We start from the raw sequence: 25,922 nt of genomic DNA, 5'->3' as shown, positions 1-25,922 counted from the left end.
GGAGTGAAAATATGAAAAAGAGGTATCTGGCTTTGACCATAGTTATTATTTCAGTGGTAACCATTTTAATCATATTTTTGCCAAATATGATTAGTCAGGTTAAAGCTCCTAGTAAAGAGATAGCTGAGGAAAATCAACAATCGGATTCGAAGGGATCTGCATATGAACCCTCTAAAAAACAAGTCGATTACATGATTACCTTTGATGAAGATATTTATAAATTAGTGGAGGGTGATCAGTCGGATACCCTCACTACTAAAGTACCTTTAGAAGAAAAATATCCAGAGGTTTCATTAAAAATAGAACAGATAAATGATCAATCCCCTGAGGAGCTCCTTCCTATTCTAGAGATGCAAATGGGTGTTGACTATACTAGCCCTAAAGAAACGGAAAAGGTTATTGATCCAGTGGTTGGATACTGGCTACATGCAATTAGTCACGATTCAGCCGGGCTAACCAACTGGGATAGTCCTGTTGGTGATATCTATATAATAGATAATGGCGTTGGAGGAAGCTTTGTTATTACACAAAAGTACTTTCTAGAGGCCGCAGAAGGACATGGTTCGAATTTCCGATCTATTTTAGAGACCTTTCAAATAGTTGAAAAGTAATTATTTATAGCGAGTAGGAGGACAATAATCGTTCAAACACTCGCTTTTTTTAATCGTTGATTGCACAAAAAAAGGCACTATCTGTTTCAAATGAACAGACAATACCTTATTTAAAAAAATAATCACCTTCAAACAGCGTGATTATATACTTTTTAATGTAACCACGATTAACTCTGGAGTGTTAAAGACTCTAATGGGAACCAAGCTGTTTCCTAACCCCCGACTCACAATCATAGTCGTTTCCTTTTCTTTATATGTTCCTGCAGTGTATTTTGGAAACCACCCTTGTCCTGGTGCCACTAACCCACCTAAACCAGGAATTCTAAATTGACCTCCGTGCGCATGACCAGAAAATACTAAATCCATTTCAGAATTAACATAATCATGAAATACCTCTGGTCTATGAGATAGCACAAGGGTATAATCCTCGCTGCTTTCAAAGTTTTCTAGCTGCTCTCGAACAAGCAAACCACTTAAAGGATCCTCAATGCCGATAATACGCATTTTCTCCCCATTATATTCAACCGTTACTTCCTCATTGGATAAAACATGGACACCAATCTCCATTAAAGAAGTTTTAATGTGATTAACATCATTTGTAGCAATTTCATGATTTCCAGTAACATAGTAAACCGGTGCTATACTAATAATTTGATTGACTAGATCCAAGCTATTTTGTAAGTCATATCGATTGCTGTCGATTATATCTCCTGTGATAAAAATAATATCCGGGTTTACATCCTTAATCTTATGTACGAGTTTTGCTTGCTTATCACCAAATGTGGCATCATGTAAATCGGATATCTGCAAAATCTTCCATTCATTAAAACTAGCTGGAATCTTCTCTGATTCTATTATTACTTCGTTAATACTTACTCGAGTGTTCCCTATGTAAAGTAGCACAGCTAATATAACTACTAATAAAACAATCCATTTTTTCATCTAAAATCTCCTAGTCTATTTGCAAAAAACGATACCCCTGAGAAATTTAATAAATCCCCATAAATGTATGGGGATTGTTAAATTTTGTCGGTTATTATAATTTCCCAGGAAATAAGTGCTAATAATTTACACCTTGAAATGCAGCGAGGAAGAATACTATTATAACAATATATATTATTATAACTAACCCTATAGAAATAGCCATCCAAATAAGTGATGCTCGAGCAAAATTACGTCTTGGGTCTGGATTACCAAATCCCCAAATGAATAACATAACCAGATTAACAATGGGAATAGCCATAATCAGCATCGTGATGATCCATTCCATTACAGTCATCTCAGTTGAAGTTTTTATTGCCGAGCCATCTTTATAATGTAACTGCCCCTCTTCATACGTATTCACTTACAATCCTCCATCCCTATTATAGTTTACATGATAAAATCACGTCCACTTCCATTTTACGTCATAAAAGGGAAAATAGTCATCTGATAAATGATTATTTTTAAATTTTCATCATACTCATTGGAGTTACAATTCCTATTAGTTGGTTACTCAGTTTTCCATCCTTAGTAATTAGCAGTGCTTCTAATCTCTTTCCTCGTCCAATTGCTGATTTAAAAACTTCTAGCGCCTCATACACGGACATCTCTGCTTCAACAAAGCGGTGATTCTCTCTATTACTTTCATGCTTCAAAATTTCACCCAGGGTTGCTTTTTTCCTTGAGAAACTCTTGGACTCTACCTCACTTGCCATCCACATAGTAATTCCTACTGGTGTGATAAGACCTTTAAATTTATCCCCATTATACACAGGAAATTGATTGTATTTCTTATCCTTAATAACCTGGAGTGCATAGCTTAAAGAATCTGTTTCCTGAAAGGTAGTTACTTCTCCGGAGAACATATTTCCTACTGTGACAGGCTTGCTTAAAGCCTCTTCGATTTCTTCCATCTTTGCTACTACCTCTTCATGGGGTTCTGCTATCGCATATTCCATAGTTGTACGATGGTGCACGATTGCGTTTCTTAAGTCACCATATTCTCGAAGATCTGCTTCATATCGTCTTAGTACAGCGTTTTTTTTCTTAGCGAAATCGATTAATCTAAAAAAGGATAAGTGTTCCTGAGTATCGGCTATATCTCTCATGATTTTATCTAATCTATTGTAAGAAGTGATAAAACGATCCGAGTTGCGTAATGTCATATATAAGTCTCCTCTTATTATATTTTAGCTTTCCAGACGTTGTTTTTGGTAAAAAAAACTGCCCCCATCAATAAGAAGCTGATTGCTAATATCGTAATTAAGATACTCCATATATATGAGCTACTTTCAACATCACCGTTCAAAACATAACCAGCATACATTGGCAACTTCCATGGGGAGATAGTCCAGTATGTGCCTAGTAGCCCGTCTATAACCTGAACAATTATTACCAAAACAAAAGACACCGTAGAAGCCATTCCAGTTGATAAGGCAGCACTAGTAAATAAAACAATACTAATTACGAATAAAAGCCACAGAACATAAATACTAGTAAATTCTATAAAACTTAAGAAATCTATCGCTCCAAAAAGTATGGATGTATAATATAAGCTAGCTACTATTCCTAAAATAAAACTACCTAAAACAATTATACTCAAGATCGCCAATTTACTTCCTACATAACCTGTTAAATGAAAGTGGTCGAACGTATAATAAAGTTGCCGTGCCATTCTTTCGTTCCCTTGAAATAATACCCGAAAAAGCTAGAATAACTACTAACATGCCGATTAACTGATATTGACTAATGGTGGACATTAATATTTGTTCAGAGGTCATGGAAGGAAATTCAATGACTGTTCCTTCAGGTAAATTTCCAACAGAGCTTAGGATTTGAGGCATGTAGTAGTTCATGACAGGCTCTGTAATCCCAAATAGAATAAACACAAGAGGAATCCAGAGAATCTTAAAATTACGGATGTTTTCTCTCCATTCCTTTTGAAACAAAACAAGAAATGTATTCATTGTTTGTTCACCACCTGCATAAATATTTCTTCGAGATTAGCCGATGCCTTCTCTATCCTTTGAACAGTCCAATCTCCTAAAGACGCATATGCTAAAATCTCTTGCATTCGCGGTTCGTTTTCCCTTATAGGAATACAGACAGAGGACCCTTCTTGTTTTACATTCCAAGGGGAGCTACTTGCAAAAACTTTAGCCTCTTCTTCTAAGGAAAAGATAATTTTAATCATAGGGTTTGCGTATTTTTCACGTACATCCGATAATGAACCTTGCTCCACCAGCTCACCATTTCTCAAAAATAATAGCTGATCCGTCATTTCTTCCGCATCATTTAAAATATGGGTCGAATAAAGAATAGTAGTTCTTTCTTGAAGTTCCTTTAAAAGATTTAAAATCTCTCTTCTGCCTACTGGATCCAATGCAGAAACTGGTTCATCTAATAAAAGAAGGGATGGATTATGTACAATTGCCTGTGCTAATCCTAATCGTTGTTTCATCCCTCCTGAAAACGTACCTGTTTTTTTCTTTTTTACATTACCGAGCCCCACAAAATCTAAGATTTTCTCTGACTCCTTCACGGCAACTCTAGCATCTACCCCACTTAACTTTGCAGTCATCTCTGTAAATTCAATTGCAGAAAGCCATGAGAAAAACTTAGGATATTGCGGTAAAAACCCTATCATTCTACGTGCGTCCTCCTTATTCTCCTTCAGAATAATATCGCCAAACGTTGGATTTACTAGTCCCGTGAGCATAGAAAGTGTAGTGGTTTTACCTGCACCATTAGGACCGATTAAGGCTGTTGAAGTATTTTTCATTAATGAAAAGGAAACATCTTTCACTACTTTTTCTCTTCCATATTGCTTGGTTAATGATTGAACAGTTAGTAATGTATTCATTCGTTACGCCTCCCCACTATGAAATAGATAATAGAACCTATTATTCCTGATATGAAAATAATTATTACCCAAAGCCACTTAGGACCATTTGTGTCGTATACCTTTATCAAATCTACAAAGGCAACAATCATTAAAATAAATTGTAAAATAATAATGGGTAATATTAATTCCCAAGGTATTGTTGAAAGATCCAATATGATTCCTCCTTTTTAATTTCCAATTATAGCTTTTATAAAAGAAAGCTTTCACAAACTATGTTATAATAGCAAATTGGGGGGTGAATTGAATGGAAATTGTAATAAGAAAAGCTATTAAAGCAGATGCCGAATCATCAGTTCCTCTAATTATGGAAGCAATCGGTGACATTTCGATGCAAATGACTGGAGAAACTGAAGAATCAGCGATCACCCAGGAGTTCATTCACTTATTTACTCAAACCAGCAATCGTCATTCCTATTTAAATACCTACGTTGCAGAAATGGAAGGTCAAATTGCTGGAGTACTAGTTTTTTATACTGCTGAACAAGCAGTTACTTTGGATGCTAATTTAGAGCAGTATCTCTCAGCCAAAAAGGGTGAACAGGTGACGATAGATAAAGAGACGCTACCTGGCGAATGGTATATAGATACTGTAGTTGTCGATCCAGCCTATCGTGGACATGGCATTGGAACGAAGCTATTAAATTTTGCTGAAAAAGTAGTCAAAAATAACGGTGGCGGGAAACTCTCCTTGAATGTAGAAACTGAGAAAGAGGCTGCAATCCGCTTATATAATCGTCTAGGATTTGAAAATGTTTGTCCTTGGACAATTATCGGCGAGCCTTTCTATCACATGGTGAAAACGGTAGGCCCCTGATTGAAGGAGAAGCAAGGTTATGAAATTATGGATCTACCCCTTAATGGTTGTCTTCGCAGCCAGCTGTTACGGGACTTTATCAACTATGGTAAAATTAGCAATTGGACAAGGCTATACAGCTTCAGAAGCTGTTTCTAGTCAGTACATTGTTGGTTTCCTATTAGCATTAGTCATCTACATGGTGACACAAAGAAAAATACCACGTCTTTATGGCGGGTTTAAAATTATACTGTTAGCAGGGATTTTTACAGCAACTACGGGTATTGTCTATGGACAAGCCCTTATATATTTACCAGCCTCCCTAGCAGTAGTCATGCTCTTCCAGTTTACGTGGATCGGTACTTTGATTGATTGTATAATAAGAAAAAGATTACCTTCTCGAGCAGAAGTTATCTCCCTTGTTATTTTATTCGCCGGTACACTGCTAGCTGCAGGGGTATTAGATGTCGATTTGAGTGGAATTGACTGGAGAGGCTGGGTATATGGTTTCGCAGCAGCGATTTCCTTCTCACTTAATATGAACATTAATACTAAACAAGTAGAGGGAATGAATACTACTACTCGTTTACTTTGGGTTTCCTTTATTGCCGCTTTAATGATCTCTGTCTTCCAAAGTCCAGAAATCATGTGGAACGGTAAACTATTTACGGAATCTCTACTTTACTTGGGACTAGGCTTAGGATTACTAGGTATCATTATCCCTATTTATTTCTTCGTAATCGCTGTACCAAAAGTTGGCGGCGCAGTTTCATCTATTCTAAGTGCAATGGAATTACCTGTAGCTGTAATGGTGTCTGTACTTGTATTAAGCGAGGCACTTACTTGGTTACAAGTTATCGGTATCCTCATTATACTGATAGGTATGTGTATCCCAACGATTGCAGATATTCGAAGAAAGCAAAAGCAACAAAAGCCTATTGTGTAGGTCGAAACGCTGAACTCACCGTTCAGCGTTTTTTTTATTTGTTCGGTTTCTGGTGTTTTACTTTATAAATTCAATTATTCCATCCATTAGACCTTCTGCTAACGGTAGACTTGGATCTGTATATGTCGCCATATTCCCTGCCTCATCAGATGGAGATTCTTTTAGCACATGGTTCATTTTTTCAATTATTAGAAGCTCAGAGTCCACCTTGGCCTGATGTAATAATGTTGCATCATTGCTTGGAACTTGAATATCAAATGTACCATTTACAATTAATGTTCTAGACTCTAATTGTTGGATCTGTTCCGATGGATTATATTGTAACCATGAGATCATATAAGGCTGGACGGACTGTCTGAAAATGGTTTGTAGCTGATCCGAGACTTCTTCTACCTGTTGGCCTTGTTTAAGCATCTCCATTATTTTTTGGGCTTCATTCAGAAGTTCATTTGGCAACTGTGAATTTAATTGTTCTTTTAAAATCTCATCGACTGATCTCCCTGCGCTGCTAGTGATATAAATAAATCGGCACCTACCTTTTGAGCAGCAACCATTCCCACAAGAGATCCTTCGCTATGGCCTATAAAACCAATCTCACTAAATCGTTTGTCTTCTTTAGCAAAATCTGCCCATGCTATAGCATCTTCTATATAGTGATCAAATTTTAAGTCTTCTTCCTTACTGGCAAGAGCAATGTTTTGCCCCACTCCCCTTTTATCATAGCGAATACTCGCAATCCCTTCTTTCGATAACTCTTCTGCCAACATTTTTAAACTATTGTTCTTGCCTACCATGAGTAAGGAGTTACCGTCACGATCAGTTGGACCTGAACCGGCAATGATAATCATGAGTGGGAACGGTCCTTCCTCTTCAGGAATCTTTAATTGTGCAGTCATTTTGCCTCCATGTACTGTTATTTCTTCTAACTGTTCATCCTTAGCTACATCATCTGATTTAGTAAGTTCAAATGGAAATGACTGACCTTGTTGTGTAAACGTTCCTGTAATTTTTTCATCCGCTAGCTTTCCTACAAAGGTAATTTTTTGTCCTGGAAGTGGCATGTTAAAGGTAATATTCTTATCATTTAAAGTAATGTTAGTAAGTGGATGGTTGTTTAACCCTTGAATTGGAATACTAATTTTCCCATCTTCTTTTATGAATTTTACTGTAATGGGGAGTGGTTGATTAGGTACGTTAATGGACCCCTCCCATACTCCTTCTACTTTTTCCAAAGATACAGTTTGCTTTGATTCTTCTTTGGATTCAGACACATTATCTCCCCCTTGTTTACTATTACATCCAGAAAGTACTATTAAGAAAGTTAAAATGGTTAAAATAAGAATTTTCTTATGTGCCATAGTCATTCCCCCTCTGCTCTACTTCGAGTATAACAGTTTAAGAGAAGGAAAGTAAAATTTTTTGATAATGTTTGGAAAAATTGTAAACATACAGATTTATATTTTTAAACTAAAACCCGAACAATTAATAGAAAATAGTGATTTTTTATGTGCTTTTATATGTTTAGAGTATAATTGATATTCGCTCTCGGCGGACGCTTTCCGCTGCAATCAATAGAAGTGATGTGTTTTAACTGTTTACAGTTAATTGACTTAATACCCTTTACCCTATAAAAGAAGAATCCGTTATATATGTATAGCACCTGCTCGTTCTACCCAATAATTCAAACAGACAACCTTCAAATAAGTTGTTAGCAAAAGACAACAAGGCGTTTTATATTCCGGATAATTAGCACCTTAAATCGTGTGTATGATGAAAAAGTTTCAAGAGAAATCTCCCAGTTGACTTATATTTATGACTTATCTTTTTCTATGTGTGTTTAAAAAAGTTCTATCATGAACAAAATGGGTTAAAAAAGAAAGGTATTTGAGCCATGTTTTCATTTTTAAAACGAAAGAAACAAATAAATGATAAAAAGATCCTAGAGATAAACAATCAAAAACAAACTAACAATAGACCACCTAACCTAATAGAAGGCTCTTTATCCAAGAATCTTGAAATCATTAAACAAAAAACAGGAAACAGTTCAGATATCGTAATCCGCCATTTAAAAATTGGACATAATTTTCAAATAAAAATAGCTCTTTTATATATAAAAGGGATGGTTGACAATCAATCGGTTAAAGATTTTGTAATAGATTCAATTATGAATAACCAAAATTTAAGTGAAAAGCTCATACCACTAGACGTGTTAGAAGCTCTCACCGTAGATGTAATTGCTGTGGGCGAAATAAAAGTAGTTAGTGACTGGACAAAACTACTATCCGCATTAATGTCAGGTGAAACTATTATCCTCATCGATGGAGTAAGTAAAGGAGTTTGTGCAAGCACACAAGGTGGACAGAGACGGTCTGTTCAAGAATCTACTACAGATGTTTCTATTCGAGGATCTAAAGAAGCATTTAATGAGTCCATAGAGACAAATACAGCCATGGTTCGCCGAATAATTAATAATACAGACCTATGGGTTGAGTCCATCCATATTGGCAAAATAACTAAAACTGAAGTTTCAATTATGTATATAAATGGCATCGCAAATAATGAAATCATAGAAGAAGTACGTAAACGTTTAAATAGAATAAACATTGATGGCATTTTGGAATCCGGATATATTGAACAGCTAATAGAAGATCAAACAAATACAACTTTTCCTACGATATATCATACCGAAAGGCCAGATAGTGTGGCAGGTAATTTGTTGGAAGGAAAAATCGCCATTTTTGTAAATGGAACTCCTTTTGTATTACTGGTTCCCGCCCTATTTATAGATTTTTTTCAGTCAGTTGAAGATTATTATGAACGTTTTGATATCTCATCGGCTATTCGCTTTTTGCGTACTGTAGTCTTCTTTATATCCCTTGTCGGTCCTGCTATTTACATTGCAGCTACCACTTTTCATCAGGAAATGATTCCAACAGAGTTGACTATTATTATTGCTGCACAAAGGGAATCTGTTCCGTTTCCTGCATTTATAGAAGCACTTATAATGGAAATAACTTTTGAAATTTTAAGAGAAGCTGGTATTCGTATGCCCAAAGCAATGGGATCCACTATTTCTATAGTAGGAGCACTTGTCATCGGACAGGCAGCAATACAGGCCGGGATCGTGTCACCTGCAATGGTAATAGTAGTCTCTTTGACTGCAATCGCCAGTTTTGCTACACCTTCCTATGCTGTTGCAATATCTGCTCGTTTGGTTAGATTTATTTTTATGATTAGTGCAGCTACATTCGGTTTTTATGGAATTATTCTAGTGTTTATTCTGTTGATAGTTCACTTATGCAGCTTACGTTCTTTCGGTGTCCCTTATATGTCACCTCTTGCACCATTTATCCGTGAGGAAGCAGGGGATACTATTTTCCGAAGACCCATTTGGGCCTATAAGAAAAGACCCCGATTGATTAGTGGTCAAAATAGGGTTAGTCAAGGAGAAAATCAAAAACCACAGCCTCCTCGTACTCGTATTATGAAAAATACAACTAACAGGGAAAAAGGTGAACAGAATGAATCGTAAATGGTTTCTTCTTTTCTTGATTATGACAAGCGCAGTTTTCATCTCAGGATGTTGGAGTCAAAAAGAGTTAAATGAAATTGCAATAATATCTGCCATGGCGATTGATAAAAATGAAGAGGGCAAGTATGTCAAGACCATTCAACTTATCAATCCCGGAAACGTAGCAGGAGGACTTCAAGGTGGAGGCAGTGGCCAAAGCCCCACGGTTACCGTATACACAGCTATGGGAGACAGTGTTCTGGAAGCACATTTCCATGCGACAACTAAAATCTCAAGAAGGCTATATCACGCACATGCAAATTTGATTGTTATTGGTGAGGAATTAGCAAGGGAAGAAGGCATTACCGACATTTTAGATGCCTTTGAACGTGACCCTGAAATTCGAATGACATCAAGGGTTGTAATAGCCCATCAAACAAAAGCAGGCGATCTTCTTAAATCTTTGACTGCCATTGATAAGATTCCAGCGGAGAAAGTGAACGGAACTTTACAGAATACAGAAAGTGTTAGAGGAGAAAGTATGAAAGTTACCCTTCAGGATGTTATTACTACTCTCACTTCTGCAGGAAAGGAAACAATTATTAGCGGATTTAGCTTAAAAGGAGATATCCAACAAGGAAAAAAAATGGAGAACATTCAACAGTCTGAACAGGATACCAATCTTGAATCTGACGGACTGGCCATTTTTAAAGAAGGAAAGTTGGTTGACTGGTATCAAGGTGAGATGTCCAGAGGAGTAGTATGGATTTTGAATAAAATCCAACAGACAGACGTGACATTAGACTGGAAAGGACAAGATAATACCCTAGTTTACAACGTAGTCCGTCAAAAAACAAAAGTCTCAGCTAATACTACAAACGACCTCCCAGTAATTACTGTTAATGTAAGAGCGGAGGGTGATATTCGCGAAGTAAGATCACAAATTAATTTATCAGATCCTTATGAAATTTTGGATATAGAAAAGGAATTAGAAAAAGAAATTAAAAAGCAATTAGAAAAGACTATTGCAAAAACGCAGGAAAATAGATCAGATATTTTTGGGTTTGGGGAAGTGGTTCGTCGTTCTAATCCGAAAAAATGGAAAAAAATGAACGATGATTGGAATGACATATATTTTCCAAACTTAGAGGTTAATGTGAAGGTAGAGGTGTTTATACGACGGTCCGGTAATAGGACCAATTCATACCTTTCCGATTTGAAATAATAATTGTAAAGAAATGGGGTAAAAATCATTGGAAAAAGCAAAAATCAGCGCATACCAGCTTTTCATTCTAATTGTCTTGTTTGAACTTGGTAGTGCCTTGTTGGTACCAATTGCAATAGAAGCAAATCAGGATGCATGGCTTGCTATTATAATGGGTATGGTTGGTGGTCTTTGCTTATATTTGATCTATTATGGTCTCTTTTCATATTTTCCAGACATACCTCCAACTGAATATATACAAAAAATTATTGGAAGTTTTTTAGGGAAAGTATTCGCATTCATTTACGTACTCTATTTTATATATCTTTCTGCAAGAGTGTTGAGGGATTTTGGAGAAATGCTAATTACATCCTTTTATTGGCAAACCCCATTATTTATTTTGAATACATTGATGGTTCTTTTAGTTATATATACGATTCGTAAGGGTATTGAGGTATTAGCTCGTACAAGTGAATTACTATTTGTTCTAATCTTTTTACTTGGGATTAGTGGTTTATTTTTGATAGCTTTTTCTGGGATAATACAAATATCTAACTTAGAACCTGTTCTTGAAGAAGGCATCATGCCCGTTCTAAAAACGACATTTACTCAAACGCTATACTTTCCATTTGGGGAGGTAATTATATTTGCTATGATTCTTCCCTATTTAAATCGACCCGAAAAAGGAAAACGAATTGGTTTATTAGCAATAGGAATCAGCGGACTCATATTAGCATTAGTCATGGCTATAAATGTTAGTGTCCTTGGTGTAAATAACATTACCCGTTCACCCTTTCCCCTTCTTTCTACTATACAAACGATGGAGGTAGCCGGTTTTTTAGAACGGCTAGACGTTTATTTTATACTATTAGCGGTTATCGGTGTATTTTTTAAAATGTGCTTATTTTTCTATGCATCTGTAGTAGGAACGGCCAATTTATTTAAAGTCAAAGAATCCGCGCGACTAGCTTTCCCATTAGGACTAGCAATCCTGATTCTATCCATAACCATCGCCAGTAATTTTTCTGAACATGTTAAAGAAGGGCTTTATGTGATCCCCCTTTTTTTACATCTTCCACTTCAAGTAATTATTCCTATTCTGTTACTTCTGATTGCATTTATTAAGAACAACAATAAGAAAAGAAAATTTCCAAAAAGGAAGTATCGTTTAGTGGAGCGTGATAAAAAATGAAGATAATTGGTATTTCTATTCTGATGTTCATATTTTTAACTATTTTTTCTCTGAGTATGGACATCCTTTTAGGATTTGACCTAAACACTTCCATTAATAATGCTATTAGACCCTTTCTAGTGATGGAAGTAGCAGAGCAAGTTATTTTTTTTCTCTTAATTGTTCTCATAGCTGGTGGTCAAGTCCGTGCATTTTATAATAAAAGAAAACAGAAATAACAGGGATAAAAATAGGAAAGATATTTCTATTCAGTTCTAGCTTTAATCACAAGCTTTTATTCGTGGTTTGCAAATCCTAATTTCAAATAGGAAAACAATTGTTTAGGAATTACCTTACATACATAAAAACCTTTTTTAAGATATAAATAACAACGAGGGAAGTCAATGCTTAAATCCCAATCAGTCGGAAAATCTGATATTGGTCCTAGTCTTTTTTGTTTTTTAAAGGCAATTAAATAGTCTTAAACAAAATAAAAAAGCCGCCACCGATTACTCGGTGACGACTTTCTTTGGTGCCCAGCGACGTCCTACTCTTGCAGGGGGACCCTCCAACTACCATCGGCGGCTCCGAAACCAGATGGGCGGCAGATTTCTTTGTCAGCCGCAGTCGTTCGGTTCTCGCGTATGCCATACGCTCCGAGCCTCTCTTCCTTGCTTCCTCGAACTCTTTGCCCCTCCGGCTTCTCGCTCACTTTCTTAGGGAGAGAGTGCCTTCGGCTTTTTTTCATTTTAAACAAAACAAAAAAGCCGCCACCGATTACTCGGTGACGACTTCCTTTAGTTGCCCAGCGACGTCCTACTCTTGCAGGGAGAGACCCCCAACTACCATCGGCGCTGAAGAGCTTAACTTCCGTGTTCGGTATGGGAACGGGTGTGACCTCTTCGCCATCATCACTAGACCTTTTCGGCTTTCAATACATGATTGAAACCCTCAGAGTTGTTCACTCAAAACTGGATAAAAGACATCATTAATCGAAACAAACAATTTGGTTAAGTCCTCGATCGATTAGTATTCGTCAGCTGCACGTGTCGCCACGCTTCCACCCCGAACCTATCTACCTCATCGTCTTTGAGGGATCTTACTTACTTGCGTAATGGGAAATCTCATCTTGAGGGGGGCTTCGTGCTTAGATGCTTTCAGCACTTATCCCGTCCACACATAGCTACCCAGCGATGCCCTTGGCAGAACAACTGGTACACCAGCGGTGTGTCCATCCCGGTCCTCTCGTACTAAGGACAGCTCCTCTCAAATTTCCTACGCCCACGACGGATAGGGACCGAACTGTCTCACGACGTTCTGAACCCAGCTCGCGTACCGCTTTAATGGGCGAACAGCCCAACCCTTGGGACCGACTACAGCCCCAGGATGCGATGAGCCGACATCGAGGTGCCAAACCTCCCCGTCGATGTGGACTCTTGGGGGAGATAAGCCTGTTATCCCCGGGGTAGCTTTTATCCGTTGAGCGATGGCCCTTCCATGCGGAACCACCGGATCACTAAGCCCGTCTTTCGACCCTGCTCGACTTGTAGGTCTCGCAGTCAAGCTCCCTTCTGCCTTTACACTCTTCGAATGATTTCCAACCATTCTGAGGGAACCTTTGGGCGCCTCCGTTACACTTTAGGAGGCGACCGCCCCAGTCAAACTGCCCGCCTGACACTGTCTCCTACCCGGGTTACGGGTATGGGTTAGAATTTCAATACAACCAGGGTAGTATCCCACCGACGCCTCCTCCGAAGCTGGCGCTCCGGGCTCTAAGGCTCCTACCTATCCTGTACAAGTTGCACCAAAATTCAATATCAAGCTACAGTAAAGCTCCACGGGGTCTTTCCGTCCTGTCGCGGGTAACCTGCATCTTCACAGGTACTATAATTTCACCGAGTCTCTCGTTGAGACAGTGCCCAGATCGTTACGCCTTTCGTGCGGGTCGGAACTTACCCGACAAGGAATTTCGCTACCTTAGGACCGTTATAGTTACGGCCGCCGTTTACTGGGGCTTCAATTCGCACCTTCGCTTGCGCTAAGCACTCCTCTTAACCTTCCAGCACCGGGCAGGCGTCAGCCCCTATACTTCACCTTACGGTTTTGCAGAGACCTGTGTTTTTGCTAAACAGTCGCCTGGGCCTATTCACTGCGGCTCTTCTAGGCTATTCACCCAAAAGAGCACCCCTTCTCCCGAAGTTACGGGGTCATTTTGCCGAGTTCCTTAACGAGAGTTCTCTCGCTCACCTTAGGATTCTCTCCTCGACTACCTGTGTCGGTTTGCGGTACGGGCACCTCCCACCTCGTTAGAGGCTTTTCTTGGCAGTGTGAAATCAGGAACTCCGGACATACGTCCTTGCCATCACAGCTCAATGTTACAGAGTGCGGATTTGCCTACACTCACACCTCACTGCTTGGACGTGCATAACCAACAGCACGCTTACCCTATCCTACTGCGTCCCCCCATCACTCAAACGGTGGGGTGGTGGTACAGGAATATCAACCTGTTGTCCATCGTCTACGCCTATCGGCCTCGACTTAGGTCCCGACTAACCCTGAGCGGACGAGCCTTCCTCAGGAAACCTTAGTCATACGGTGGATGGGATTCTCACCCATCTTTCGCTACTCATACCGGCATTCTCACTTCTAAGCGCTCCACCAGTCCTTCCGGTCTGACTTCAACGCCCTTAGAACGCTCTCCTACCACTGATACCAAAGGTATCAATCCACAGCTTCGGTGATTTGTTTAGCCCCGATACATTTTCGGCGCAGCGTCACTCGACCAGTGAGCTATTACGCACTCTTTAAATGATGGCTGCTTCTAAGCCAACATCCTGGTTGTCTAAGCAACGCCACATCCTTTTCCACTTAACAAATACTTTGGGACCTTAGCTGGTGGTCTGGGCTGTTTCCCTCTTGACTACGGATCTTATCACTCGCAGTCTGACTCCCAAACATAAATCATTGGCATTCGGAGTTTGTCTGAATTCGGTAACCCGGGATGGGCCCCTAGTCCAAACAGTGCTCTACCTCCAAGATTCTAACGTTTGAGGCTAGCCCTAAAGCTATTTCGGAGAGAACCAGCTATCTCCAGGTTCGATTGGAATTTCTCCGCTACCCACACCTCATCCCCGCACTTTTCAACGTGCGTGGGTTCGGACCTCCAGTAAGTGTTACCTCACCTTCATCCTGGACATGGGTAGATCACCTGGTTTCGGGTCTACGACCACATACTCATTCGCCCTATTCAGACTCGCTTTCGCTGCGGCTCCGTCTTCTCAACTTAACCTCGCATGTAATCGTAACTCGCCGGTTCATTCTACAAAAGGCACGCCATCACCCGTTAACGGGCTTTGACTATTTGTAGGCACACGGTTTCAGGGTCTATTTCACTCCCCTTCCGGGGTGCTTTTCACCTTTCCCTCACGGTACTGGTTCACTATCGGTCACTAGGTAGTATTTAGCCTTGGGAGATGGTCCTCCCGGATTCCGACGGAATTTCACGTGTTCCGCCGTACTCAGGATACACTCTGGAGGGAATGAACTTTTGACTACGGGGCTTTTACCCTATCCTGCGGACCTTTCCAGGTCGCTTCGTCTAGCTCATTCTTTTGTAACTCCGTATAGAGTGTCCTACAACCCCAAGAGGCAAGCCTCTTGGTTTGGGCTCTTCCCGTTTCGCTCGCCGCTACTCAGGGAATCGAATTTTCTTTCTCTTCCTCCAGGTACTTAGATGTTTCAGTTCCCTGGGTGTGTCTCAGATGCGCTATGTATTCACGCAAATGTACTGCCCCATTACGGGCAGTGGGTTTCCCCATTCGGAAATCTTCGGATCGAAGCTCACTTACAGCTCCCCGAAGCATATCGGTGTTAGTGCCGTCCTTCATCGACTCCTAGTGCCAAGGCATCCACCGTGCGCCCTTATTAACTTAACCTAAAAGTTAAAAGTACTACACTTGCAATCACGTAAGTGATCACAATTTGAATATCTTGCGTTTGTTTCTTTTTTTGATGTCGTTTTATCCAGTTTTCAAAGAACAAATTATTTCGTTGGTGGAGCCTAGCGGGATCGAACCGCTGACCTCCTGCGTGCAAGGCAGGCGCTCTCCCAGCTGAGCTAAGGCCCCGAAATAAAAAAAGGTATGGTGGGCCTAAATGGACTCGAACCATCGACCTCACGCTTATCAGGCGTGCGCTCTAACCAGCTGAGCTATAGGCCCTCTTTGAATTTCCATATCTATTAAAAATATTAATATACATGAACATTCAAAACTGAACTGCAAAACGTTAAGATACAGATAAAGATCTGTATTCCGAATATATCCTTAGAAAGGAGGTGATCCAGCCGCACCTTCCGATACGGCTACCTTGTTACGACTTCACCCCAATCATCTGTCCCACCTTCGGCGGCTGGCTCCCAAAAGGGTTACCCCACCGACTTCGGGTGTTACAAACTCTCGTGGTGTGACGGGCGGTGTGTACAAGGCCCGGGAACGTATTCACCGTGGCATGCTGATCCACGATTACTAGCGATTCCGGCTTCATGTAGGCGAGTTGCAGCCTACAATCCGAACTGAGAACGGTTTTATGGGATTTGCTCACCCTCGCGGGGTTGCGACCCTCTGTACCGTCCATTGTAGCACGTGTGTAGCCCAGGTCATAAGGGGCATGATGATTTGACGTCATCCCCACCTTCCTCCGGTTTATCACCGGCAGTCACCTTAGAGTGCCCAACTGAATGCTGGCAACTAAGATCAAGGGTTGCGCTCGTTGCGGGACTTAACCCAACATCTCACGACACGAGCTGACGACAACCATGCACCACCTGTCACCGCTGTCCCCGAAGGGAAAAGCCTATCTCTAGGCCGGTCAGCGGGATGTCAAGACCTGGTAAGGTTCTTCGCGTTGCTTCGAATTAAACCACATGCTCCACCGCTTGTGCGGGCCCCCGTCAATTCCTTTGAGTTTCAGTCTTGCGACCGTACTCCCCAGGCGGAGTGCTTAATGCGTTAGCTGCAGCACTAAGGGGCGGAAACCCCCTAACACTTAGCACTCATCGTTTACGGCGTGGACTACCAGGGTATCTAATCCTGTTTGCTCCCCACGCTTTCGCGCCTCAGCGTCAGTTACAGACCAGAAAGCCGCCTTCGCCACTGGTGTTCCTCCAAATCTCTACGCATTTCACCGCTACACTTGGAATTCCGCTTTCCTCTTCTGTACTCAAGTCCCCCAGTTTCCAATGACCCTCCACGGTTGAGCCGTGGGCTTTCACATCAGACTTAAAGGACCGCCTGCGCGCGCTTTACGCCCAATAATTCCGGACAACGCTTGCCACCTACGTATTACCGCGGCTGCTGGCACGTAGTTAGCCGTGGCTTTCTAATGAGGTACCGTCAAGGTACGAGCAGTTACTCTCGTACTTGTTCTTCCCTCACAACAGAGTTTTACGATCCGAAAACCTTCTTCACTCACGCGGCGTTGCTCCATCAGACTTTCGTCCATTGTGGAAGATTCCCTACTGCTGCCTCCCGTAGGAGTCTGGGCCGTGTCTCAGTCCCAGTGTGGCCGATCACCCTCTCAGGTCGGCTACGCATCGTCGCCTTGGTGAGCCGTTACCTCACCAACTAGCTAATGCGCCGCGGGCCCATCCTGTAGTGACAGCCGAAACCGTCTTTTAACATTTCCTCATGTGAGGTAATGGATTATTCGGTATTAGCCCCGGTTTCCCGGAGTTATCCCAATCTACAGGGCAGGTTGCCCACGTGTTACTCACCCGTCCGCCGCTAAATCAGAAGAAGCAAGCTTCTTCATCATCCGCTCGACTTGCATGTATTAGGCACGCCGCCAGCGTTCGTCCTGAGCCAGGATCAAACTCTCCATAATAGAGAACTTAAAAAGCTCATTTTGTTTTGCTGGCATCATCATTAAATGATGTCAAAAATTGTTTTGCGTCAATCAAGCCGAAGCTTGTTGATGCTGTATGTCTTAACGTTTTGCATGTTCAGTTTTCAATGTTCATGGTGGAGCCTAGCGGGATCGAACCGCTGACCTCCTGCGTGCAAGGCAGGCGCTCTCCCAGCTGAGCTAAGGCCCCGAAATAATAATAACTGGTCGGGAAGACAGGATTCGAACCTGCGACCCCTTGGTCCCAAACCAAGTGCTCTACCAAGCTGAGCTACTTCCCGTTATATGGCGCGCCCGGCAGGAGTCGAACCCACAACCTTCTGATCCGTAGTCAGACGCTCTATCCAATTGAGCTACGGGCGCTAATTATTCATAAAAGTGGTGCCGAGGACCGGAATCGAACCGGTACGGTAGTCACCTACCGCAGGATTTTAAGTCCTGTGCGTCTGCCAGTTCCGCCACCCCGGCACTTCAATGAATCTTTGGAGCGGAAGACGAGGTTCGAACTCGCGACCCCCACCTTGGCAAGGTGGTGTTCTACCACTGAACTACTTCCGCTCGGTTATTAAGTTAAGTGGTGCGGGTGAAGGGAGTCGAACCCCCACGCCTTGCGGCGCTAGATCCTAAGTCTAGTGCGTCTGCCAGTTCCGCCACACCCGCATATTTATTTCACAAAAGTGAATGAGCCATGAAGGACTCGAACCTTCGACCCTCTGATTAAAAGTCAGATGCTCTACCAACTGAGCTAATGGCTCGGAAAATGGTGCCGGAGAAAGGACTTGAACCCTCAACCTACTGATTACAAGTCAGTTGCTCTACCAGTTGAGCTACTCCGGCAGGAGTAAAATTATGGTGGAGGATGACGGGCTCGAACCGCCGACCCTCTGCTTGTAAGGCAGATGCTCTCCCAGCTGAGCTAATCCTCCTGGGTAATATTTTTTTATTGCAAGCCCAGCGACGTCCTACTCTTGCAGGGGGAGACCCCCAACTACCATCGGCGCTGAAGAGCTTAACTTCCGTGTTCGGTATGGGAACGGGTGTGACCTCTTCGCCATCATCACTAGACTTGAATAATTATTGAAAGACAAGTTCTATTATATCAACTATGTAGATTATTACAAGCATTAATTTAATAAAAATTTATTCTTTCAAAACTGAATAAACTGACATCTTAGAAACAAACAATTTGGTTAAGTCCTCGATCGATTAGTATTCGTCAGCTGCACGTGTCGCCACGCTTCCACCCCGAACCTATCTACCTCATCGTCTTTGAGGGATCTTACTTACTTGCGTAATGGGAAATCTCATCTTGAGGGGGGCTTCGTGCTTAGATGCTTTCAGCACTTATCCCGTCCACACATAGCTACCCAGCGATGCCCTTGGCAGAACAACTGGTACACCAGCGGTGTGTCCATCCCGGTCCTCTCGTACTAAGGACAGCTCCTCTCAAATTTCCTACGCCCACGACGGATAGGGACCGAACTGTCTCACGACGTTCTGAACCCAGCTCGCGTACCGCTTTAATGGGCGAACAGCCCAACCCTTGGGACCGACTACAGCCCCAGGATGCGATGAGCCGACATCGAGGTGCCAAACCTCCCCGTCGATGTGGACTCTTGGGGGAGATAAGCCTGTTATCCCCGGGGTAGCTTTTATCCGTTGAGCGATGGCCCTTCCATGCGGAACCACCGGATCACTAAGCCCGTCTTTCGACCCTGCTCGACTTGTAGGTCTCGCAGTCAAGCTCCCTTCTGCCTTTACACTCTTCGAATGATTTCCAACCATTCTGAGGGAACCTTTGGGCGCCTCCGTTACACTTTAGGAGGCGACCGCCCCAGTCAAACTGCCCGCCTGACACTGTCTCCTACCCGGGTTACGGGTATGGGTTAGAATTTCAATACAACCAGGGTAGTATCCCACCGACGCCTCCTCCGAAGCTGGCGCTCCGGGCTCTAAGGCTCCTACCTATCCTGTACAAGTTGCACCAAAATTCAATATCAAGCTACAGTAAAGCTCCACGGGGTCTTTCCGTCCTGTCGCGGGTAACCTGCATCTTCACAGGTACTATAATTTCACCGAGTCTCTCGTTGAGACAGTGCCCAGATCGTTACGCCTTTCGTGCGGGTCGGAACTTACCCGACAAGGAATTTCGCTACCTTAGGACCGTTATAGTTACGGCCGCCGTTTACTGGGGCTTCAATTCGCACCTTCGCTTGCGCTAAGCACTCCTCTTAACCTTCCAGCACCGGGCAGGCGTCAGCCCCTATACTTCACCTTACGGTTTTGCAGAGACCTGTGTTTTTGCTAAACAGTCGCCTGGGCCTATTCACTGCGGCTCTTCTAGGCTATTCACCCAAAAGAGCACCCCTTCTCCCGAAGTTACGGGGTCATTTTGCCGAGTTCCTTAACGAGAGTTCTCTCGCTCACCTTAGGATTCTCTCCTCGACTACCTGTGTCGGTTTGCGGTACGGGCACCTCCCACCTCGTTAGAGGCTTTTCTTGGCAGTGTGAAATCAGGAACTCCGGACATACGTCCTTGCCATCACAGCTCAATGTTACAGAGTGCGGATTTGCCTACACTCACACCTCACTGCTTGGACGTGCATAACCAACAGCACGCTTACCCTATCCTACTGCGTCCCCCCATCACTCAAACGGTGGGGTGGTGGTACAGGAATATCAACCTGTTGTCCATCGTCTACGCCTATCGGCCTCGACTTAGGTCCCGACTAACCCTGAGCGGACGAGCCTTCCTCAGGAAACCTTAGTCATACGGTGGATGGGATTCTCACCCATCTTTCGCTACTCATACCGGCATTCTCACTTCTAAGCGCTCCACCAGTCCTTCCGGTCTGACTTCAACGCCCTTAGAACGCTCTCCTACCACTGATACCAAAGGTATCAATCCACAGCTTCGGTGATTTGTTTAGCCCCGATACATTTTCGGCGCAGCGTCACTCGACCAGTGAGCTATTACGCACTCTTTAAATGATGGCTGCTTCTAAGCCAACATCCTGGTTGTCTAAGCAACGCCACATCCTTTTCCACTTAACAAATACTTTGGGACCTTAGCTGGTGGTCTGGGCTGTTTCCCTCTTGACTACGGATCTTATCACTCGCAGTCTGACTCCCAAACATAAATCATTGGCATTCGGAGTTTGTCTGAATTCGGTAACCCGGGATGGGCCCCTAGTCCAAACAGTGCTCTACCTCCAAGATTCTAACGTTTGAGGCTAGCCCTAAAGCTATTTCGGAGAGAACCAGCTATCTCCAGGTTCGATTGGAATTTCTCCGCTACCCACACCTCATCCCCGCACTTTTCAACGTGCGTGGGTTCGGACCTCCAGTAAGTGTTACCTCACCTTCATCCTGGACATGGGTAGATCACCTGGTTTCGGGTCTACGACCACATACTCATTCGCCCTATTCAGACTCGCTTTCGCTGCGGCTCCGTCTTCTCAACTTAACCTCGCATGTAATCGTAACTCGCCGGTTCATTCTACAAAAGGCACGCCATCACCCGTTAACGGGCTTTGACTATTTGTAGGCACACGGTTTCAGGGTCTATTTCACTCCCCTTCCGGGGTGCTTTTCACCTTTCCCTCACGGTACTGGTTCACTATCGGTCACTAGGTAGTATTTAGCCTTGGGAGATGGTCCTCCCGGATTCCGACGGAATTTCACGTGTTCCGCCGTACTCAGGATACACTCTGGAGGGAATGAACTTTTGACTACGGGGCTTTTACCCTATCCTGCGGACCTTTCCAGGTCGCTTCGTCTAGCTCATTCTTTTGTAACTCCGTATAGAGTGTCCTACAACCCCAAGAGGCAAGCCTCTTGGTTTGGGCTCTTCCCGTTTCGCTCGCCGCTACTCAGGGAATCGAATTTTCTTTCTCTTCCTCCAGGTACTTAGATGTTTCAGTTCCCTGGGTGTGTCTCAGATGCGCTATGTATTCACGCAAATGTACTGCCCCATTACGGGCAGTGGGTTTCCCCATTCGGAAATCTTCGGATCGAAGCTCACTTACAGCTCCCCGAAGCATATCGGTGTTAGTGCCGTCCTTCATCGACTCCTAGTGCCAAGGCATCCACCGTGCGCCCTTATTAACTTAACCTAAAAGTTAAAAGTACTACACTTGCAATCACGTAAGTGATCACAATTTGAATATCTTGCGTTTGTTTCTTTTTTTGATGTCGTTTTATCCAGTTTTCAAAGAACAAAGCTTGTTCCTTTGCGACGAGTAATCGCAGGAGCAAGTTAAAAAGCTTTAAATGCTCATATAGAATGAACATTCAAAACTGAACTGCAAAACGTTAAGATACAGATAAAGATCTGTATTCCGAATATATCCTTAGAAAGGAGGTGATCCAGCCGCACCTTCCGATACGGCTACCTTGTTACGACTTCACCCCAATCATCTGTCCCACCTTCGGCGGCTGGCTCCCAAAAGGGTTACCCCACCGACTTCGGGTGTTACAAACTCTCGTGGTGTGACGGGCGGTGTGTACAAGGCCCGGGAACGTATTCACCGTGGCATGCTGATCCACGATTACTAGCGATTCCGGCTTCATGTAGGCGAGTTGCAGCCTACAATCCGAACTGAGAACGGTTTTATGGGATTTGCTCACCCTCGCGGGGTTGCGACCCTCTGTACCGTCCATTGTAGCACGTGTGTAGCCCAGGTCATAAGGGGCATGATGATTTGACGTCATCCCCACCTTCCTCCGGTTTATCACCGGCAGTCACCTTAGAGTGCCCAACTGAATGCTGGCAACTAAGATCAAGGGTTGCGCTCGTTGCGGGACTTAACCCAACATCTCACGACACGAGCTGACGACAACCATGCACCACCTGTCACCGCTGTCCCCGAAGGGAAAAGCCTATCTCTAGGCCGGTCAGCGGGATGTCAAGACCTGGTAAGGTTCTTCGCGTTGCTTCGAATTAAACCACATGCTCCACCGCTTGTGCGGGCCCCCGTCAATTCCTTTGAGTTTCAGTCTTGCGACCGTACTCCCCAGGCGGAGTGCTTAATGCGTTAGCTGCAGCACTAAGGGGCGGAAACCCCCTAACACTTAGCACTCATCGTTTACGGCGTGGACTACCAGGGTATCTAATCCTGTTTGCTCCCCACGCTTTCGCGCCTCAGCGTCAGTTACAGACCAGAAAGCCGCCTTCGCCACTGGTGTTCCTCCAAATCTCTACGCATTTCACCGCTACACTTGGAATTCCGCTTTCCTCTTCTGTACTCAAGTCCCCCAGTTTCCAATGACCCTCCACGGTTGAGCCGTGGGCTTTCACATCAGACTTAAAGGACCGCCTGCGCGCGCTTTACGCCCAATAATTCCGGACAACGCTTGCCACCTACGTATTACCGCGGCTGCTGGCACGTAGTTAGCCGTGGCTTTCTAATGAGGTACCGTCAAGGTACGAGCAGTTACTCTCGTACTTGTTCTTCCCTCACAACAGAGTTTTACGATCCGAAAACCTTCTTCACTCACGCGGCGTTGCTCCATCAGACTTTCGTCCATTGTGGAAGATTCCCTACTGCTGCCTCCCGTAGGAGTCTGGGCCGTGTCTCAGTCCCAGTGTGGCCGATCACCCTCTCAGGTCGGCTACGCATCGTCGCCTTGGTGAGCCGTTACCTCACCAACTAGCTAATGCGCCGCGGGCCCATCCTGTAGTGACAGCCGAAACCGTCTTTTAACATTTCCTCATGTGAGGGAATGGATTATTCGGTATTAGCCCCGGTTTCCCGGAGTTATCCCAATCTACAGGGCAGGTTGCCCACGTGTTACTCACCCGTCCGCCGCTAAATCAGAAGAAGCAAGCTTCTTCATCATCCGCTCGACTTGCATGTATTAGGCACGCCGCCAGCGTTCGTCCTGAGCCAGGATCAAACTCTCCATAATAGAGAACTTAAAAAGCTCATTTTGTTTTGCTGGCATCATCATTAAATGATGTCAAAAATTGTTTTGCGTCAATCAAGCCGAAGCTTGTTGATGCTATATGTCTTAACGTTTTGCATGTTCAGTTTTCAATGTTCATTGCGCCGTTCGTTTTGGCGACTTTATTATCTTACCAAATCTACTTTTCAATGTCAACAACTTTTTTCAAGTTATTTTTGTGAGATTTAGAAGTAAAATTGGGAACTTGATTACTATACCACCCTGCCAGCACCTTTTACAAGGGCTTTTTAAAAGTAAAATAATTAAAATAATTCTCACCCAATATATAGTCGTATAAATAGAAAGAGACACTACTACTAGTAGTGTCCCATTCTTAAGCTCTTTAATCTCTATGACGCATCGTAGGGAATAATAAAACATCGCGAATAGACGGGGAGTTTGTTAATAACATTACCAAACGATCTATTCCAATTCCTAGTCCACCTGTTGGTGGCATTCCATATTCTAATGCCTCTAAGAAATCTTCATCCATTTCATGTGCTTCATCGTTTCCAGCAGCTTTCTCTTCTAATTGCGCTTCAAAGCGATTACGTTGATCGATAGGATCATTTAACTCTGTGAAAGCATTAGCATGCTCACGACGAACAATAAACAGCTCAAAGCGATCTGTAAAACGTCCATCCTCTGGATTTTTCTTCGCAAGTGGAGAAACTTCTACTGGATGTCCATAAATAAATGTTGGTTGAACTAAAGTTTCTTCTACCTTTTGTTCAAAGAATTCGTTTAGTACATGTCCCACTTCCATAGAAGGTTTAACTTCTACTCCATGTTCTTTAGCCAAGGCATGAGCTTCTTCTTTCGTCATCTCTTTCCAGAAATCAACTCCTGAAGTCTCTTTGACTGCATCTGCCATATGCCAGCGTCTCCAACCAGGAGCAAGATTGATCTCATCATCTCCATACATAACTGTAGTAGAACCAAGAACTTCTTGAGCAACATGTGCTACTAGATTTTCTGTTAGATTCATGATGTCTTTATAGTCAGCGTATGCCTCATATAACTCAATCATTGTAAATTCAGGATTATGACGAGTAGATACACCTTCATTACGGAATACACGGCCTATTTCATAAACCTTTTCTAAACCACCTACAATTAGACGCTTTAAGTGTAATTCAATTGCAATTCGTAAATAAAGCTCCATATCTAATGCATTGTGATGAGTAATAAACGGACGAGCTGCTGCTCCCCCTGCTACAGTATGTAACAATGGTGTCTCTACTTCTAAATAGCCTTGGCTATCTAAGTAACGACGCATAGATTGAATAATACGGCTTCTAGTGATAAAAGTGTTTTTGCTTTCAGCACTAGTCATTAAATCTAAGTAGCGTTGACGGTAGCGTTGTTCAACATCTTTTAACCCGTGGAATTTCTCTGGCATTGGACGTAAGGATTTAGTTAAGAAGGTAAACTCTGTTGCTTTTACTGACAATTCACCTACCTGAGTTCTAAATACTTTACCTCGAACGCCTACGATGTCACCTAAGTCTGCTGTAGTAAATAGCTCGTAAGCATCTTCACCAATTGCATCTTTTCGTACATAAATCTGAATTTGGCCGCCTAGATCTTGTATATGCGCAAACCCAGCTTTTCCTTTTCCGCGCTTCGTCATGATTCGCCCAGCTATTACTACTTCGTGAGGCGTTTCTTCTAACTGCTCTTTTGTGAACTCTTCAAATTCAGAAACGACTTGGTCACTTAAATGAGTTCTTTCAAACTTTCCGCCAAATGGATCTAATCCTTTTTCTTGTATCGTAGTCATCTTCTGGCGTCTCACCAAAAGTTGATCATTTAATTCTTCCATGTTAGACATTTCCTTCACTCCTTTTACAATCTATTATTCGCAAGTATCCTTTACGTTGCATTTATTGTACACAATTTCAGTGTTTACTTCATCTTTTATTTCTGCCACTGAACCTAACGACTAAA

At 42.8% G+C, this 25,922-nt stretch carries 17 protein-coding genes, 11 tRNA genes and 6 rRNA genes; 7 read left to right on the top strand and 27 right to left on the bottom strand.

Annotated features, from left to right (window positions below):
* Positions 1–11 precede the first annotated feature (11 nt).
* Positions 12–611 (top strand): hypothetical protein, encoded by a 600-nt coding sequence (locus MKX96_RS17850; RefSeq protein WP_298469797.1) that lies wholly within the window; start codon positions 12–14, stop codon positions 609–611.
* Positions 612–752: 141 nt separating this feature from the next.
* Here MKX96_RS17850 and MKX96_RS17845 read toward each other — a convergent pair whose 3' ends face one another.
* The 7 genes from MKX96_RS17845 to MKX96_RS17815 form a co-directional block, all read right to left on the bottom strand.
* Positions 753–1,553 carry a metallophosphoesterase gene (locus tag MKX96_RS17845; protein WP_251555445.1) on the bottom strand — a complete coding sequence of 267 codons (801 nt, stop codon included), beginning with the start codon at positions 1,551–1,553 and terminating at the stop codon, positions 753–755.
* Between the two features lie 118 nt (positions 1,554–1,671).
* Positions 1,672–1,956, bottom strand: coding sequence for a hypothetical protein (locus tag MKX96_RS17840; RefSeq protein ID WP_251555460.1), 285 nt, complete (start codon positions 1,954–1,956; stop codon positions 1,672–1,674).
* 100 nt (positions 1,957–2,056) lie between these two features.
* The gene (locus MKX96_RS17835) at positions 2,057–2,758 is read right to left on the bottom strand and encodes a CBS domain-containing protein (RefSeq protein ID WP_169359325.1); all 702 of its coding nucleotides are present in this window, start codon (positions 2,756–2,758) and stop codon (positions 2,057–2,059) included.
* A gap of 17 nt (positions 2,759–2,775) precedes the next feature.
* Positions 2,776–3,267 carry a hypothetical protein gene (locus MKX96_RS17830; protein WP_340886254.1) on the bottom strand — a complete coding sequence of 164 codons (492 nt, stop codon included), beginning with the start codon at positions 3,265–3,267 and terminating at the stop codon, positions 2,776–2,778.
* Positions 3,206–3,559 carry an ABC transporter permease subunit gene (locus MKX96_RS17825; protein WP_340886252.1) on the bottom strand — a complete coding sequence of 118 codons (354 nt, stop codon included), beginning with the start codon at positions 3,557–3,559 and terminating at the stop codon, positions 3,206–3,208. Before MKX96_RS17825 ends, MKX96_RS17830 begins: the two co-directional genes overlap by 62 nt.
* Complete coding sequence (locus MKX96_RS17820; RefSeq protein ID WP_340886250.1) at positions 3,556–4,455, bottom strand: ABC transporter ATP-binding protein; 900 nt, start codon at positions 4,453–4,455, stop codon at positions 3,556–3,558. The genes MKX96_RS17825 and MKX96_RS17820 overlap by 4 nt, the downstream gene beginning before the upstream one ends.
* Positions 4,452–4,649 carry a PLDc N-terminal domain-containing protein gene (locus MKX96_RS17815; protein ID WP_340886248.1) on the bottom strand — a complete coding sequence of 66 codons (198 nt, stop codon included), beginning with the start codon at positions 4,647–4,649 and terminating at the stop codon, positions 4,452–4,454. Before MKX96_RS17815 ends, MKX96_RS17820 begins: the two co-directional genes overlap by 4 nt.
* Positions 4,650–4,741: 92 nt before the next feature.
* Between MKX96_RS17815 and MKX96_RS17810 the strand changes: the two genes are divergently transcribed.
* Positions 4,742–5,311, top strand: a complete 570-nt coding sequence (locus MKX96_RS17810; protein ID WP_298469812.1) for a GNAT family N-acetyltransferase — start codon at positions 4,742–4,744, stop codon at positions 5,309–5,311.
* A gap of 19 nt (positions 5,312–5,330) precedes the next feature.
* Complete coding sequence (locus MKX96_RS17805) at positions 5,331–6,236, top strand: DMT family transporter (protein ID WP_340886245.1); 906 nt, start codon at positions 5,331–5,333, stop codon at positions 6,234–6,236.
* A 57-nt stretch (positions 6,237–6,293) separates the two neighbouring features.
* Here MKX96_RS17805 and MKX96_RS17800 read toward each other — a convergent pair whose 3' ends face one another.
* Together MKX96_RS17800 and MKX96_RS17795 are read right to left on the bottom strand one after the other, a co-directional pair.
* The gene (locus MKX96_RS17800) at positions 6,294–6,656 is read right to left on the bottom strand and encodes a hypothetical protein (protein WP_340886244.1); all 363 of its coding nucleotides are present in this window, start codon (positions 6,654–6,656) and stop codon (positions 6,294–6,296) included.
* Between the two features lie 56 nt (positions 6,657–6,712).
* Positions 6,713–7,594: an alpha/beta hydrolase gene (locus MKX96_RS17795; RefSeq protein ID WP_340886242.1), complete on the bottom strand. Its 882-nt coding sequence runs from the start codon at positions 7,592–7,594 to the stop codon at positions 6,713–6,715.
* A 533-nt stretch (positions 7,595–8,127) separates the two neighbouring features.
* Here MKX96_RS17795 and MKX96_RS17790 point away from each other — a divergent pair.
* From MKX96_RS17790 to MKX96_RS17775, 4 genes are read left to right on the top strand one after another with little or no spacing between them, the layout of a single operon-like run.
* Positions 8,128–9,768 carry a spore germination protein gene (locus MKX96_RS17790; protein WP_340886239.1) on the top strand — a complete coding sequence of 547 codons (1,641 nt, stop codon included), beginning with the start codon at positions 8,128–8,130 and terminating at the stop codon, positions 9,766–9,768.
* Positions 9,758–10,972, top strand: a complete 1,215-nt coding sequence (locus MKX96_RS17785) for a Ger(x)C family spore germination protein (protein WP_340886236.1) — start codon at positions 9,758–9,760, stop codon at positions 10,970–10,972. The genes MKX96_RS17790 and MKX96_RS17785 overlap by 11 nt, the downstream gene beginning before the upstream one ends.
* Positions 10,973–11,000: 28 nt before the next feature.
* Complete coding sequence (locus tag MKX96_RS17780) at positions 11,001–12,143, top strand: GerAB/ArcD/ProY family transporter (RefSeq protein WP_340886234.1); 1,143 nt, start codon at positions 11,001–11,003, stop codon at positions 12,141–12,143.
* The gene (locus MKX96_RS17775) at positions 12,140–12,361 is read left to right on the top strand and encodes a hypothetical protein (protein ID WP_340886231.1); all 222 of its coding nucleotides are present in this window, start codon (positions 12,140–12,142) and stop codon (positions 12,359–12,361) included. The genes MKX96_RS17780 and MKX96_RS17775 overlap by 4 nt, the downstream gene beginning before the upstream one ends.
* 564 nt (positions 12,362–12,925) lie before the next feature.
* On the opposite strand, the gene rrf (MKX96_RS17770) is transcribed toward MKX96_RS17775, so the two are convergent.
* The 18 genes from rrf (MKX96_RS17770) to lysS form a co-directional block, all read right to left on the bottom strand.
* A 5S ribosomal RNA gene (gene rrf / locus MKX96_RS17770) occupies positions 12,926–13,041 on the bottom strand.
* An 87-nt stretch (positions 13,042–13,128) separates the two neighbouring features.
* A 23S ribosomal RNA gene (locus tag MKX96_RS17765) occupies positions 13,129–16,057 on the bottom strand.
* Between the two features lie 116 nt (positions 16,058–16,173).
* A tRNA-Ala gene (locus MKX96_RS17760) sits at positions 16,174–16,249 on the bottom strand.
* Positions 16,250–16,265: 16 nt separating this feature from the next.
* Positions 16,266–16,342: transfer RNA gene (locus tag MKX96_RS17755), tRNA-Ile, on the bottom strand.
* 109 nt (positions 16,343–16,451) lie between these two features.
* Positions 16,452–18,005: ribosomal RNA gene (locus MKX96_RS17750) — 16S ribosomal RNA — on the bottom strand.
* Positions 18,006–18,140: 135 nt separating this feature from the next.
* Positions 18,141–18,216 (bottom strand) — tRNA-Ala (locus MKX96_RS17745).
* A gap of 14 nt (positions 18,217–18,230) precedes the next feature.
* Positions 18,231–18,307 (bottom strand) — tRNA-Pro (locus tag MKX96_RS17740).
* A 5-nt stretch (positions 18,308–18,312) separates the two neighbouring features.
* Positions 18,313–18,389 (bottom strand) — tRNA-Arg (locus MKX96_RS17735).
* Positions 18,390–18,405: 16 nt separating this feature from the next.
* Positions 18,406–18,494 (bottom strand) — tRNA-Leu (locus tag MKX96_RS17730).
* A gap of 15 nt (positions 18,495–18,509) precedes the next feature.
* A tRNA-Gly gene (locus tag MKX96_RS17725) sits at positions 18,510–18,584 on the bottom strand.
* Between the two features lie 17 nt (positions 18,585–18,601).
* Positions 18,602–18,686, bottom strand: a tRNA-Leu gene (locus MKX96_RS17720).
* Between the two features lie 22 nt (positions 18,687–18,708).
* A tRNA-Lys gene (locus tag MKX96_RS17715) sits at positions 18,709–18,781 on the bottom strand.
* A 6-nt stretch (positions 18,782–18,787) separates the two neighbouring features.
* Positions 18,788–18,863, bottom strand: a tRNA-Thr gene (locus tag MKX96_RS17710).
* 13 nt (positions 18,864–18,876) lie between these two features.
* Positions 18,877–18,952, bottom strand: a tRNA-Val gene (locus MKX96_RS17705).
* A 23-nt stretch (positions 18,953–18,975) separates the two neighbouring features.
* Positions 18,976–19,091 (bottom strand): 5S ribosomal RNA (gene rrf / locus MKX96_RS17700).
* 121 nt (positions 19,092–19,212) lie between these two features.
* A 23S ribosomal RNA gene (locus MKX96_RS17695) occupies positions 19,213–22,141 on the bottom strand.
* Between the two features lie 241 nt (positions 22,142–22,382).
* Positions 22,383–23,936, bottom strand: a 16S ribosomal RNA gene (locus MKX96_RS17690).
* The 16S, 23S and 5S rRNA genes sit together here with 11 tRNA genes alongside, the layout of an rRNA operon.
* Before the next feature lie 379 nt (positions 23,937–24,315).
* A complete protein-coding gene (gene lysS / locus MKX96_RS17685; RefSeq protein WP_251557205.1) occupies positions 24,316–25,806 on the bottom strand; it encodes a lysine--tRNA ligase in 1,491 nt (496 codons plus the stop codon).
* Between the last annotated feature and the right edge of the window lie 116 nt (positions 25,807–25,922).

Source organism: Psychrobacillus sp. FSL W7-1493 (assembly GCF_038004905.1).
Classification (GTDB): Bacteria; Bacillota; Bacilli; order Bacillales_A; family Planococcaceae; genus Psychrobacillus.
The sequence above is the reverse complement of the archived record's forward strand: the minus strand, read 5'-3'. Positions and strand labels throughout refer to the sequence as shown.